Source organism: Clostridium tarantellae, from assembly GCF_009295725.1.
Lineage (GTDB): Bacteria > Bacillota > Clostridia > Clostridiales > Clostridiaceae > Sarcina > Sarcina tarantellae.
Window position 1 is genome coordinate 1 of the sequence record NZ_WHJC01000070.1, and the last position, 13,907, is coordinate 13,907.

At 28.5% G+C, this 13,907-nt stretch carries 12 protein-coding genes, 4 tRNA genes and 1 other annotated feature; of the genes, 10 read left to right on the forward strand and 6 right to left on the reverse strand.

The window, feature by feature from the left end; genetic code table 11:
- Positions 1 to 7: 7 nt before the first annotated feature.
- The 6 genes from GBZ86_RS06770 (at position 8) to yajC (ending at position 4,087) form a co-directional block, all read left to right on the forward strand.
- Entirely contained in the window at positions 8 to 1,138 is a 1,131-nt protein-coding gene (locus GBZ86_RS06770) for a glycoside hydrolase family 88 protein (RefSeq protein WP_234885128.1), read from the forward strand.
- Between the two features lie 64 nt (positions 1,139 to 1,202).
- On the forward strand, positions 1,203 to 1,694 hold the full coding sequence (locus tag GBZ86_RS06775; RefSeq protein ID WP_152889005.1) for a PTS sugar transporter subunit IIB: 492 nt from the start codon (positions 1,203 to 1,205) through the stop codon (positions 1,692 to 1,694).
- A 38-nt stretch (positions 1,695 to 1,732) separates the two neighbouring features.
- On the forward strand, positions 1,733 to 2,527 hold the full coding sequence (locus GBZ86_RS06780) for a PTS mannose/fructose/sorbose/N-acetylgalactosamine transporter subunit IIC (RefSeq protein WP_152889007.1): 795 nt from the start codon (positions 1,733 to 1,735) through the stop codon (positions 2,525 to 2,527).
- Complete coding sequence (locus GBZ86_RS06785; RefSeq protein ID WP_152889009.1) at positions 2,517 to 3,332, forward strand: PTS system mannose/fructose/sorbose family transporter subunit IID; 816 nt, start codon at positions 2,517 to 2,519, stop codon at positions 3,330 to 3,332. Before GBZ86_RS06780 ends, GBZ86_RS06785 begins: the two co-directional genes overlap by 11 nt.
- 25 nt (positions 3,333 to 3,357) lie before the next feature.
- Positions 3,358 to 3,807: a PTS sugar transporter subunit IIA gene (locus GBZ86_RS06790; RefSeq protein ID WP_152889011.1), complete on the forward strand. Its 450-nt coding sequence runs from the start codon at positions 3,358 to 3,360 to the stop codon at positions 3,805 to 3,807.
- Between the two features lies 1 nt (position 3,808).
- A complete protein-coding gene (gene yajC, locus GBZ86_RS06795) occupies positions 3,809 to 4,087 on the forward strand; it encodes a preprotein translocase subunit YajC (protein ID WP_152889013.1) in 279 nt (92 codons plus the stop codon).
- Positions 4,088 to 4,238: 151 nt separating this feature from the next.
- Here yajC and GBZ86_RS06800 read toward each other — a convergent pair.
- A tRNA-Pro gene (locus GBZ86_RS06800) sits at positions 4,239 to 4,314 on the reverse strand.
- 325 nt (positions 4,315 to 4,639) lie between these two features.
- On the opposite strand from GBZ86_RS06800, the gene GBZ86_RS06805 reads away from it, so the two are divergent.
- Both GBZ86_RS06805 and feoB read left to right on the forward strand, forming a co-directional pair.
- On the forward strand, positions 4,640 to 4,858 hold the full coding sequence (locus GBZ86_RS06805) for a FeoA family protein (RefSeq protein WP_152889024.1): 219 nt from the start codon (positions 4,640 to 4,642) through the stop codon (positions 4,856 to 4,858).
- 19 nt (positions 4,859 to 4,877) lie between these two features.
- On the forward strand, positions 4,878 to 6,758 hold the full coding sequence (feoB, locus tag GBZ86_RS06810) for a ferrous iron transport protein B (RefSeq protein ID WP_152889015.1): 1,881 nt from the start codon (positions 4,878 to 4,880) through the stop codon (positions 6,756 to 6,758).
- 229 nt (positions 6,759 to 6,987) lie between these two features.
- Here the strand turns inward: feoB and leuS are convergent, their stop codons facing one another.
- Positions 6,988 to 9,438, reverse strand: coding sequence for a leucine--tRNA ligase (gene leuS, locus GBZ86_RS06815; protein WP_152889017.1), 2,451 nt, complete (start codon positions 9,436 to 9,438; stop codon positions 6,988 to 6,990).
- A 64-nt stretch (positions 9,439 to 9,502) separates the two neighbouring features.
- Positions 9,503 to 9,714, reverse strand: a binding site (T-box leader).
- Positions 9,715 to 9,818: 104 nt separating this feature from the next.
- Positions 9,819 to 9,894 (reverse strand) — tRNA-Met (locus GBZ86_RS06820).
- Positions 9,895 to 10,030: 136 nt separating this feature from the next.
- On the opposite strand from GBZ86_RS06820, the gene GBZ86_RS06825 reads away from it, so the two are divergent.
- Positions 10,031 to 10,423: a hypothetical protein gene (locus GBZ86_RS06825; RefSeq protein ID WP_152889019.1), complete on the forward strand. Its 393-nt coding sequence runs from the start codon at positions 10,031 to 10,033 to the stop codon at positions 10,421 to 10,423.
- Between the two features lie 74 nt (positions 10,424 to 10,497).
- Here the strand turns inward: GBZ86_RS06825 and GBZ86_RS06830 are convergent.
- The 3 genes from GBZ86_RS06830 to GBZ86_RS06840 all read right to left on the reverse strand — a co-directional run bounded on the left by GBZ86_RS06830 (position 10,498) and on the right by GBZ86_RS06840 (position 12,093).
- Positions 10,498 to 10,586: transfer RNA gene (locus tag GBZ86_RS06830), tRNA-Leu, on the reverse strand.
- Positions 10,587 to 10,737: 151 nt separating this feature from the next.
- Positions 10,738 to 11,892, reverse strand: coding sequence for a chymotrypsin family serine protease (locus GBZ86_RS06835; RefSeq protein WP_152889021.1), 1,155 nt, complete (start codon positions 11,890 to 11,892; stop codon positions 10,738 to 10,740).
- Positions 11,893 to 12,004: 112 nt separating this feature from the next.
- Positions 12,005 to 12,093: transfer RNA gene (locus tag GBZ86_RS06840), tRNA-Leu, on the reverse strand.
- A gap of 145 nt (positions 12,094 to 12,238) precedes the next feature.
- Between GBZ86_RS06840 and GBZ86_RS06845 the strand changes: the two genes are divergently transcribed.
- Positions 12,239 to 13,753 carry a catalase gene (locus tag GBZ86_RS06845; protein ID WP_152889022.1) on the forward strand — a complete coding sequence of 505 codons (1,515 nt, stop codon included), beginning with the start codon at positions 12,239 to 12,241 and terminating at the stop codon, positions 13,751 to 13,753.
- Positions 13,754 to 13,907 lie beyond the last annotated feature (154 nt).

Below are 13,907 nucleotides of genomic sequence, written 5' to 3' on the forward strand. Positions count from 1 at the left end.
TACTAAAATGTTAACAAAAGAAGAAGTGAAAAAAGCTATAGAAAATTGTATAAAAATTATTGAAAGAGATATGGAGAAGTTTGGTGAAAGATATCCAAAATCTTCTACTATAAATAATAAATATGAAATTATTGATAATATAGAATGGACTAATGGTTTTTGGACTGGACTTTTGTGGCTAGCTTATGAGTACACTAAAGACGAAAAATTTAAAAATTTAGCAGATAAGAATATAGAATCTTTTAAAAAAAGAATTGAAGATAGAATAGAAGTAGAGCACCATGATATGGGATTTTTATATAGTTTATCTTGCGTAGCAGGATATAAACTTACTGGAAATGAAGATGGCAAAATAGCAGCATTAATGGCTGCAGATAAATTGATGGAAAGATATCAAGAAAAAGGACAATTTATTCAAGCTTGGGGTCCATTAGGAGCAAAAGATAATTACAGATTAATAATTGATTGCCTTTTAAATATTCCATTATTATATTGGGCTGCTGAAGAAACTGGAGATAAAAATTATTATGATAAAGCATACACTCATTATGTTACATCATGCAATAATGTGGTAAGAGATGATGCGTCAGCATATCACACATTTTATTTTGATAATGAAACAGGAGCACCATTAAAAGGAGTTACTAGACAAGGATATAGTGATGACTCATCATGGGCTAGAGGACAAGCTTGGGGAGTATATGGTTTTCCTTTAAATTACAGATATACCCATGATGATAAATGCTTTAGATTATACAAAGGAGTAACAAACTATTTATTAAATAGATTGCCAGAGGATAATGTTTGTTATTGGGATTTAATATTTGGAGATGGAGATGGTCATTCAAGAGATTCATCAGCAGCTGCAATTGCAGTATGTGGTATGCATGAAATGGATAAATTTTTACCAGAGGTTGATGAAGATAAAGAAACTTATAGATTTGCAATGCATACAATTTTAAGATCATTAATTGAAAATTATGCAACAAATCCAAAAGATGATGTAGATACATTATTATTACATGGTGTGTATTCATGGCATACAAAAAGAGGTGTTGATGAAGGGAATACTTGGGGAGATTATTTCTACTTAGAAGCATTATTAAGATTCTATAAAAATTGGGAATTGTATTGGTAAAATAAATATAAAAATCTAAAACGTATATTTAAAATGACATTAATATAACAAGGAGTGTTTTAAAATGGGAGTACCAGATATTAAAATGATGAGAATTGATGAAAGATTAATACATGGACAAGGGCAAATGTGGTTAAGTGCATTAGGTTGTAATTTGGTAATAGTTGCAGATGATGAAGCTAGTAAAAGTAAGATACAACAAACATTAATGAAAACAGTTGTACCATCATCAATAGGAATGAGATTTTTTTCAATAGCTAAAACTTATGAAGTTATTCATAAAGCAGCACCACATCAAAAAATTTTTATAGTGTGTAAAAATACAGACTCAGCTTTGCAATTAATTGAAGGTGGAGTTCCAGTTAAGGAAATAAATTTAGGAAACATACATAAAAAAGATGGATCAGAAATGGTTACAAGATCTATTTATTTAACTGAGACTGATAAGGAAAATTTAAAAGAATTAAGAGATCAATATGGAATGAAATTCAACACTAGAACTACTCCAATAGGTGGAGATGGTGCTGCTGAGGTAGATGTAAATAAATATTTATAACATAAATTAATATAAGTAATTTTTTGGAGGAAATAATTATGCATATTACATTAATACAATGCCTCCTAATTGGTTTATGGACAGGTTTCTGTCTAGCAGGTCAATTATGGGGTATATACACTAACCGTTCATTAGTATTAGCAGCAGGAGTAGGTATTATATTAGGAGATCTTCCAACAGCTTTAGCAATGGGAGCTGTATCAGAAATTGCATTTATGGGATTTGGAGTTGGAGCAGGTGGAACAGTTCCTCCAAATCAATTAGGACCTGGTATTGTTGGTACATTAATGGCTATATCAATGAAAGCAGAAGGTATGGATCCAGAAACAGCATTAGCATTATCAATGCCTTTTGCAGTTGCTTTTCAATTTGTAATTACAGCCAGTTATACTTTTATGGCAGGCCTTGCACCAGCTGCAAAGAAAGCTTTACAAGAGAAAAAATTTAAAAAATTTAGTAGAATATCGCATTTAACAATTTGGGTATTTGCTGCAGTAGGATTTATAATAGGTTTTGCAGCTGCATTTAGTGTTGAAGGAGCCCAAGCTTTGATAAATATGATTCCAAAATGGATAATAAATGGATTTTCAGTGGCAGGTAGAATGTTACCAGCAATAGGTTTTGCTATGATACTTAATGTTATGGTTAAAAAAGAATTTACAGCTTTCGTTGTTTTAGGATTTGTAGCAGTTACATTCTTTAAACTACCAGTTATTGGAGTAGCATTTTTAGCATTAGTGTTTGCATTATATGATTATCACAATAGACCAGTAGCAACAGCAGTTACAGGTGCTTCAGATGGGATAGAGGAGGATTATGAAAATGGAATTTAGAAAGCCTGCTTTAAAATTAAAAGATTATATGATAGTTGCCTTTAGATCATTTTTCTTACAGTCAGCTTTCAACTATGGAAACTACCAAGGGGTAGGTTATGGTAATGTAATTCTTCCAGCATTAAAAAAAATTTATGCAAACAATGAAGATGAGTTAGTAGAAGCAGCTATTGATAATATAGATTTCTTTAACTCAAATCCACAAACTTTACCATTTATAACAAGTATACAATTAGCTTTATTAGATGCTGGTGAAACTCCAGATAACGCACGTGCTATTAAAATGGCATTAATGGGACCTTTATCAGGAATTGGTGATTCATTCTTTCAGTTTGGATTAGCTCCATTATTCTCAAGTATAGGTGCTGGTTTAGCAGCTGAAGGGTTAATAATAGGACCTATATTATTCTTCTTAGGAATAAATGCATCATTAATAGCTACTAAAATATTAACTGGTTATTATGGATTTAAATTAGGTACAAACTACATTGAATCATTAAGTGAAAAGATGGCTAGTATCTCAAGACTAGCTTCAATAGTTGGTATAACAGTTGTTTCAGGTCTTGCAGTATCATTTGTTAAGATTACTATTCCATTAAAGTATGTTGCAACATTACCTGATGGATCAGTAAATGAAATAGCTTTTCAAACAATATTAGATAAAATTACACCAAACTTATTACCAGCATTATTTACATTAATTATATTCTATCTGGTTAGAAATAAAAAATGGAATGTTTATAAATTATTAGCTTTAACTTTAGTAATAGGTATGGTTGGTTCAGTATTGGGAATAATTGCATAATTAGAACATAAGAAGAGGTGCAAAAATGTATAATATATTAATAGTAGGACACGGAAATTTTGCTTCAGGTATGAAATCAGCAGTTGATTTATTATTAGGAGCAAGTGATAGAGTTCATTGTCAAAATCTTTCACAGGATATTACTCATGAAAAATTTGAGGAGATAGTGGGAGAGTACATAAATAAATATGATCAATTAGTAGTATTTGCGGATTTGTTAGGAGGAGCACCAAGTCAAATTACTACAAGAAAAATTGTAGAAGCAAATAAATCAAAAGAGCAATTTATTGTTTCAGGTATATCATTATCTGTTATAATAGATATAGCAACTAATCTGTTAATATTAAATGAAGAAAAAAATATAAGTGAAAAAATAAATGAATCTTTAAATAATGTAAGATCGACTATGGCAGTTATGAGCTTAATAGACTTTGAAGAAACAGAAGATGAAGATAATGAAGGAGATATGATATAAAATGAATAACATGGCTATATGGATTGTAATAGGAATATGCGTAGTATATTTTTTAATATTTGTATTAATGCAAAATAATAAAAAAAAGCAATTTCAATTACAACAAAAAAAATCAGAGGAATTCCGTCAAAATTTAAAGTCAGGTGATTATGTAATAACCATGTCAGGAATATATGGCCATATTAATAGTATAGACGGAAATAAAGTTTCTCTAGAAGTGGCAAAAGGTGTATACATAACAATGGATATTCAATCCATTATGGGAAAGTTAAATAAATAAAAATTATAAAATAGTATTCTAAAATTAAATATTAACCACATTAAAATTAAAGGATTTATATCATTGCTTTTTAATGGTATAAATCCTTTTTACATCTTTATTTATTATATATAACTAAAAAAAGAACTTTTTCTTAATGAAAAAGTTCTTTTGGTCGGGGTGACAGGGATCGAACCTGCGACCTCATGGTCCCAAACCACGCGCGCTCCCATCTGCGCCACACCCCGAAGACAAATAAAATTATACCACTATATTTAAAAGTAGTCAAGCTTATTTTGAAATTTTATTCTTAAATTTTAATTAGATGCTTTTGCTTTAGAATTTTTAGGAGAACAGAAACAACATAGATATAAAGCTATAGTTCTAATATATCAGATTTCTTATGAATTTTATATGATATATTAGATATATATATGGTAAAAATTTAACTATAAAGAAAAATAATAATTAACAAAAAGGTATTGACAATCATTATCATTAAAGGTAATATATATTAAGTAGATGAGAATGATTTTTAAAATCTTTATGATATTAAGGAGTATAGGTAAGAATATGACCGTATATGATTTAAAAATAGGACAAAGTGGAACAGTTAATAGAGTTCATGGAGATGAAGCTTTAGCAAAAAGATTATTAGCATTAGGTTGTGTTAATGATACTCTAGTAGAAGTTAAGGGAAGAGCACCATTAGGTGATCCAATAATTTTATCTCTAAGAGGTTTTGAGTTAGCAATTAGAAAGAAAGATGCTAAAAATATATATTTAAAATAATATAATTAAGGAGAGTATTATGATTAATGTAGCTTTAATAGGTAATCCTAATGTAGGAAAAACAACCTTATTTAATGCTTTAACAGGTGCAAAGCAACATGTAGGCAATTGGCCTGGTGTTACTATAGATAAAAAAGAAGGAATTTTTAATAAAAATATAAATGTTGTAGATCTTCCAGGAATATATGCAATGGATACATATTCTAATGAAGAGAAAATATCTAAAAATTATTTAAAGTCAGAAAATGTAGATGTAATATTAAATATTGTAGACGCTTCTAATTTAGTTAGAAATTTATATTTAACAACTCAACTTATGCAATTTAATAAACCAATAGTTATGTTAGTAAATATGGTGGATTTAGTTGAGAAAAAAGGAATATCTATAAATTATATTAAGTTAGCAGAAAAATTAGGAATTACTGTTATGCCTATTGTAGCTAAGAAAAAAGAAGGCTTAGATAATTTAGATGAAATTATAAGAAAAGTTAATGGAAATAAAGTTAAATATAATAAAGTATTTAAAGATGAAGAAGAAACTTATAAATATTTAGAGAAAATATTTGTAGAATGTACAGATGAACTTAAGGATGGAAAAAATAGTTTAGCTAAAAAAATTGATAAGGTACTTTTAAATCCAGTATTAGCTTATCCAATATTTTTAATAGCTTTGTTAATAGTTTTTAAATTTACTTTTAATTGGTTTGGACAACCTATAGCAGATTGGCTAGATGGATTAGTTGCAGATTCATTTACGCCTTATGTAGCTAATCTTATAGAAGGGACGAGCCCTTGGTTTCAATCATTAGTATTAGATGGAATTATTGCAGGAGTTGGTGGCGTTATAGTGTTCTTTCCATTAATATTTTCTCTTTTCTTGGGAATGTCAATTTTGGAAGATAGCGGTTACATGGCGAGAGTTGCATTTATAATGGATGGTATAATGAGAAAAATTGGATTGTCAGGAAAAGCTTTTATACCATTAATAATGGGATTTGGATGTTCAGCACCAGCTATAATGGCAACTAGAACTTTAGAAAGCGAAAAGGATAGAAAGTTAACAGCTTTAATAGCTCCACTTATATCTTGTGGAGCAAGATTACCTGTATATGCTTTATTTGCATCAATATTTTTTACAAAAAATCAAGATTTAGTAGTTTTTGCACTGTATTTATTAGGTATAGTTGTTGCAATAATAGTAGGATTAATTTTTAAGAATACTTTATTTACTAAATATGAAGAACCATTTATTTTAGAATTACCAGCATATAATATGCCTAATGCTAAAAATATTTTAAAAAGTACTTGGGATAAATCAAAAGGATTTTTGGTTAAAGCTGGAACGCTTATTTTTGCAATGTCAGTATTAATTTGGTTTTTAACTAACTTTAATTTGGGTGGATTTACAGAGAATATAGATGAAAGTTTTATAGCTAAAATAGGTGGCTTCATAGCCCCAATATTTAAACCATTAGGGTTTGGAACATGGCAATCAGGTGTATCTATAATTACAGGAATTGCAGCTAAAGAAGTTGTAATTGGAACTATGGAAATAGTTTATGGAGATTTAAATGTAATTTTACCAACAGTTTTTACTGCTGTTTCAGCTATTACTTTCTTAATATTTGTGTCATTATATACACCTTGTATGGCTGTTTTAGGAGTTATGAAAAAGGAGTATGGTACAAAGATGATGTTAGCTTCAGCAACATATCAATTTGTATTAGCTTGGATAGTAGCTTATATAGCTAATTTTATAGGAACTATAGTAGTAGGTGAATTTACTATGGCATTAATGTTAGAATTTATTATAGTTATGTCTATAATATCAATAATAGTTAAAGTAATTTTAATGAAATTAAATAGTAAAAATGAAGCAGTAGTTTTAAAAGAAATGTAATAAAATTATTTAAAAAAGTTTATGAAATTTTTAAGAATTTTATAAACTTTTTTTTAGATTTAAATATAAAATAAAGTTAAGATAAGAGTATACTTAATAAATTATTGAGAAAAAATTTATTATTATTTTAAATAAAAAAGTATCCTAACGGATTTAGATATCAGCGTTAGGATACTTTTTATATAGTTATATTATAAAAGCATTATATAGATTTTTATAAGAATTTAATTTATTTAACAACTATGTTTACAAGTCGTCCTTTTATAACAATTACTTTTACAATAATTTTATCTCCAATAGCAGCTTTTATTTTTTCATCTTCTAATGAAGTTGCTTTTATACCTTCTTCATTAAGATCAGAAGCTACCATTATTTTATTTTTTATTTTACCATTTACTTGAATAGCTATTTCAACTTCATCTTTAACTAAAGATTTTTCATCAAATTTTGGCCATGCTTCGTTAAAAACTGAAAATTCATTTCCTAATAAATTCCATTGCTCTTCAGAAAAATGTGGAGCAAATGGTGCAAGTAATTTGATATAGTCATCAACCACTTCTTTTAAGAAGCTTAAATTTTTAGTAGGCTCTTGAATATATTTTGATAATGCATTTATAAATTCCATCATTCTAGCAATAGCAGTATTAAATTGAAGTTTATCAGTATCAACTGTAACACTCTTAATAGTGTTATGTCTCCAGAAGTTAAGCTCTTTTTCAGCTTTATCTATAGTAGTCTTATTATTTTCACCATTTTTAATAGCTTCTATGGCTGAATCTAGAACTCTTTCTATTCTTTCAACAAATCTGTGAACAGATTTAATTCCATCATCACTCCAAGCACCACCTTCAGTATAGCCAAACCCAAACATTAGGTACATTCTAAATACATCTGAACCATACTCTTTAATATAATCATCTGGTGCAATAGTGTTACCTTTAGATTTACTCATTTTTAACCCATCTGGTCCTAATATTAATCCTTGGTGAGTTAATGAAGTAAATGGTTCACTGAAATTTAAGTAACCCATATCTCTTAATGCTTTAGTAATAAATCTTGCATAAAGTAGATGCATACAAGCATGTTCAGGACCACCAACATATTTATCTACAGGAAGAATTTTATTTATTAATTCACTATCAAATGGTTTTTCAGTATTTTTATTATCAGCATATCTTAAGTAATACCATGAAGAACAAACAAAAGTATCAAGGGTATCCGTTTCTCTTTTAGCTGGTTTTCCACAACAAGGGCAAGTTGTGTTTACAAAGCTTTCACATTTTGCAAGTGGAGATTTTCCATCTGGAGTAAATTCAACATCATATGGTAATTCTACAGGTAATTGATTTTCAGGAACAGGAACAATGCCACATTCTTCACAGTATATTACAGGAATTGGAGCTCCCCAGTATCTTTGTCTTGAAACTAGCCAATCTCTTAATCTAAAGTTAACTTTCTTTTTTCCTAACTCTTTTTTAGCAAGGGATTCAACTATTTTCTCTTTAGCTTCTTCTGTAGTTAATCCATCAAACTCACCTGAGTTAATTAAAACTCCAGCTTCACAGAATGGAAGTTCAGTTTCTTTTTTACTTTGTGAAGCAATAACTCTTTCTATTGGAAGATGGAACTTTTGTGCGAAAGCAAAATCTCTTTCATCATGAGCTGGAACAGCCATAACAGCACCAGTACCATAAGTTGCTAAAACATAATCTCCAACCCAAATAGGAACTTCTTTACCGCTTATTGGATGTATAGCATAGGTACCAGTAAATACTCCAGTTTTTTCTCTAGAAATAGATTGTCTTTCTATGTCAGTTTGTTTTTTAGCTTCTTCTTTATAGTTTTCAACTAATTCTTTTTGTTCAGTAGTTGTTATTTCATCAACTAAAGGATTTTCAGGTGCTAAAACAACGTAGCTAACTCCGCAAAGAGTATCAACTCTAGTTGTAAACACATCAAAATTTAAATCTGTATCTTTAACTTTGAAGTTAACCTGTGAACCAGTAGATCTTCCTATCCAATGCTTTTGCATAGCTACTGTTTTTTCAGGCCAATCTAAATCATCCAATTTATCTAATAATTCATCAGCATAATCAGTAATTTTGAAAAACCATTGAGTAAGATCTTTTTTAGTAACTTCTGTTGAACATCTTTCACAACCACCATCATGAACTTGTTCATTTGCAAGAACAGTTTGACATGAAGGACACCAGTTTACAGGAGCTTTTTTTCTATAAGCTAATCCTTTTTTATATAGTTCTAAAAATAACCATTGAGTCCATTTGTAGTAATCAGGAGAACAAGTAATAAGTTCATTATCCCAGTTGAACATAGCTCCCATAGCCTTTAGTTGTGCTTCCATAGTTTTTATATTTTTGAAAGTAGAATCTTGAGGATGTATTCCAGTTTTTATAGCAAAGTTTTCAGCAGGTAGCCCGAAAGCATCAAAACCCATTGGTTGGAATACGTTAAATCCTTGCATTCTTTTGAATCTAGCCCATGAATCAACAGGTCCATAGTTAAACCAATGACCAGCATGTAATTGGCTACCTGATGGGTAAGAGAACATTTCTAATACATAAAGTTTTTCACCTTCTTTATTTGGATCAAACTTATATAATTTTGTTTCTTCCCATTTTTCTTGCCATTTTTTATCAATGTTTGTACTGTAATTACCCATTAGTACTCCTCCTTTATATATTAAAAGTATAATATTTTTGCATAAAAAAAAACTCTCATCTCAATTAAGAGACGAAAGTATTATTCCGCGGTACCACTCTTATTAGAAAAATAAAATATTTTTCTCAGCTTAAATCCTTAACGGGGATAGGCGTATGTGCTTTTTATACACATAAACTCCTAGGCAAGTTCATATTTTTGTACCACTGTGTTGCAGCACCCACAGCTCTCTAAAGGATACAGAAAAAATATTACTACTCCTAATCAACATCTAAATATTAGATTTTAATATAGTTAATTATATATTATAAAATAATATTTAGTCAACAAATGTTTTAATAAAAAATAAAAACTATCATTCATTAATAAATGATAGTTTTTTGGTTGCGGGAGCAGGACTTGAACCTACGACCTTCGGGTTATGAGCCCGACGAGCTGCCAACTGCTCCATCCCGCGTCATTAAATATAATTATATTGTATTTAAGTAATAAAGTCAATATGTTTTAAATTATTTTAAATATCAAGTCAAAATTTGTAAAATTACATATAAATATATTAAGTACTTATAGTAATTTTAATTAGGAGTAAAATTATGAAATTTAATGATTTAAATAATAGAGAAGAATTAAAAAAAGAATTTGAAAAACTAGAGACATCTGAGAGTGCATTAAATATGATAATTCTTTCGCTAATATTATCATCTATTAATATAAATAAATCAAAAATAGAAATTTTAGATAAAATTAATAAAACTAATTATGCTGATAAATTACAAAACTCTAAAAATATTGAAAAATTATCCAATGAATTAAGAATAATTGGATCTAGTATATCTTGGAATTTAGCAAGGAATACATTAAAAGATAGACGAAAAGACATTTATAAGTGTAATACTTTAGAGGTAAAAGATAAATTTAATTATGCAAATAAAGATTATATTTTAGCTACATTATATTTTTTAGCAGCTATTATTGATTGTTGTTAAAAATTAAAATAGATAATTATAGATTGATTAAAGAAGAATTAATAAAAGACATGACATTAAATAATGTCATGTCTTGGTGCCGAAGACCGGAATCGAACTGGTACGATGTGTTAGCATCGCAGGATTTTAAGTCCTGTGCGTTTGCCAGTTCTGCCACTTCGGCATGTAGTATTTATAAATATATTATTTTGAAAAGGCTATATTTTAAATACATATAAGTATTATATGTAGAATTAAATATATAAATTCAAATATTAAATACTTATTTAATAAGATAAATTTTAATATAGCCTGATGTAAAAATAAATAAAATATTATTCTTTTATTTTATCTTCAAAATGTACGTTTAATGTATTTAAAACAGAATCAATTAAACAAGCATAAGTTGATAATAAATCACTTCCAACTAATAAACCTACAGCTTTTTTTTCTTCCGTGGATACTATTAATGAACCAGAATCTCCATAGGTAGACATACGATTCATACTTATTAAATCTTTAAAAAAACAATAACCATATTCACCAAAGCCAGCTTTTACAGTAGTATTAGTAGATAATATAATTCCTTTAGTATCTAAAGTAGTTTTTCCATTTTTAATTACTGGCATGTTTAAAATAGGTTTAGTAGTTTGTGTTACTGTACCTACTTTGGGGATTTCTGTGGTATAAGGAACATTTTCTTCAAGTTTTGCTAAGGCACAATCAAGAGTATTATCGCTATTCATATTATTAATTTCAAGATTAACCCATTTTTTTAGTTTAGCAATTAAGGCACCACTACTACCATCTAAATATCCTCTATAAATAATATTAGCACTTTTTAATGTATTATAAGAGCATAATACATGATTATTACTTAATATATAAGGTTCATTAGTTTTGTTATCAAATACTATAGCACCTAATGTTCCAACTCCTTTTTCAACAGGTGAAATTGGCATACCTGCAATTAATTTAGGTGCTTTTTTAGTTGAGGGTGGAGGAGGTAATTTAGGTGTAACTAATTTTGGGGGAGATATAGGAATGTTTGGTGTATTTGAGCTTGGTGTAGATGAAGAAGGATGACTTGGTGTGTATGAACTTGAAGGATATTTAGGTATATATGGAGTGAAAGTATATCTAGGAGTATATGAATAATATGAATAATAATAAGAAGGATATCTAGAATAAGTAGAGTAGTTAGGATAAGAAAAATTTGATAAATTACTAGGAAGAGAAATATTTATATTGCCGGTTTTTACTATATCTGTTTTTAATCCACAGAAATTAGAGGGAACAATATCATGTTTATATAAATTTTTTAAAGGTACTTTATTTGACACCATAATACGTAAACAAGGTTCAAAGGTATTTAGTTCTTTAATGGTTTTAAATCCTAAGCCCACTCCAACAACATTTTTTTTACCAAAAAAAAATGAAACATAGTTATTGATAACATCAACTATTGAATTTTCTAAAATAGAAGACATAGAAAGTTCCTCCTAATGAAAGTTATTTGGTAATATTATAATATACTGTTTTTGAGAATTTGAGACTAAAAGCCTATAAAAAAAGTACTACATTATAAATAATGTAGTACTTTGGTGCCGAAGACCGGAATCGAACCGGTACGATGTGTTAGCATCGCAGGATTTTAAGTCCTGTGCGTCTGCCAGTTCCGCCACTTCGGCATAATACTTTCTATGAAGACAATATTTATTATATTATGAAATTTATATTATGTCAATATAAATTAAAAATTTTATATTATTTAATGTAACTTTAAATTTATATTTGAATATACTAAATTTGAAAAAATAAATAGGAGATTTTTAAATGATTATTAAGAATGAATGGTATAACAATAATAACAATAAAAGGCATTGTTATAATAAAGATTATGAAGAAAAAAATTGGTGTACTAATTCTGCTGATAATTTTGAAAAATTTACTACTGATGAAGGCGTACCTATACAGGATGATAGTAATTCTCTTACAGTTGGAGAAAATGGGCCTGTTCTATTAGAAGATGTTCAATTAATAGAAAAATTAGCTCACTTTGATAGAGAAAGAATTCCAGAAAGAGTAGTTCATGCGAAAGGTGCTGGTGCTCATGGATATTTTGAAGTAAAGAATTGTATGAGTAAATATACTAATGCAAAAGTTTTTCATAATAAAGGAAAAAAAATACCCGTATTTACTAGGTTTTCAACAGTTATAGGTTCAAAAGGATCAGCAGATACTGCTAGAGATCCAAGAGGATTTGCAGTGAAATTTTATACAGAAGAAGGAAATTATGACATAGTAGGTAATCACTTACCAGTGTTTTTTATAAGAGATGCAATGCAATTTGCAGACATGGTTCATGCTTTTAAGCCATCACCAACCAGTAATGTTATGGATAAAAATAGATTTTGGGATTTTATAACCTCTCATCCAGAATCAACACATATGATAACATGGGTATTTTCAGATTTAGGAACAATTAAAAGTTTTAGAACAATTGAAGGCTTTGGAGTTAATACTTATGTTTGGGTAAATAGTATAGGACATAGAAGACTTGTTAAATATCATTGGAAGCCTTTTTTAGGGGTAAAAACCATTGATAGACATGAAGCAGAAATGTTAGCTGGTATAGACCCAGATGTAGCAACGAGAGATTTATATAATGCTTTAGAAAAAGGAGACCATGTTAAATTTGATTTATATGTTCAAATAATGGAATATGAACATATTAATAAACTAGATTTTGATCCAGAAGATGCAACTAAATTATGGCCAGAAGATAAATTTCCATTAATGATGGTGGGAACGATGACTTTAGATAAAAATCCATGTAATTTTTTCTTGGAAACTGAACAAGTTGCATTTTGTCCAGCTAACATAATACCTGGTGTAGAGCTTTCTAATGATAAATTACTTCAAGGAAGAGCTTTTGCTTACCATGATACACAAAGACATAGATTAGGTGCTAACTTTACTCAATTACAAATAAATATGCCAAATGTTCATGTAAATAATAATGAACAGGATGGACAGATGAGGTATTTTGCAAAGGAAGGGCATATTAATTATAATCAAAATAATATGCCGACAAAAGAGGGGTTAGGATGTTATAAAGTAAAAGAAGGATGTAAAATAAGAAAAGGTATTATTAAAACAAATGATTTTAAACAAGCTGGAGAAAGGTATAGAAGTTTATCCAAAATAGAAAAAGAACATTTAATAGATAATATAGTTTCAGATATGTATGAAGTTGATGAAACTATACAAAGAAAAGCTGTTGAGAATTTTTTAAAAGCAGATAAGGATTTTGGAGAAAAGGTAAAAAAAGGTTTCGGACTTAGATAAAAATTATTTGCTTAAGTAAAAAAATTAAAACTATACAAATTAGAAGAAAAAATTGATATACTAAAAATAAATAAATCTTCAATTGTTTTATAAGAATTTTATGAAAATTTTAGGAGGAGGTGAACTGTTGCAGTAAGTCTATAAATATATATAG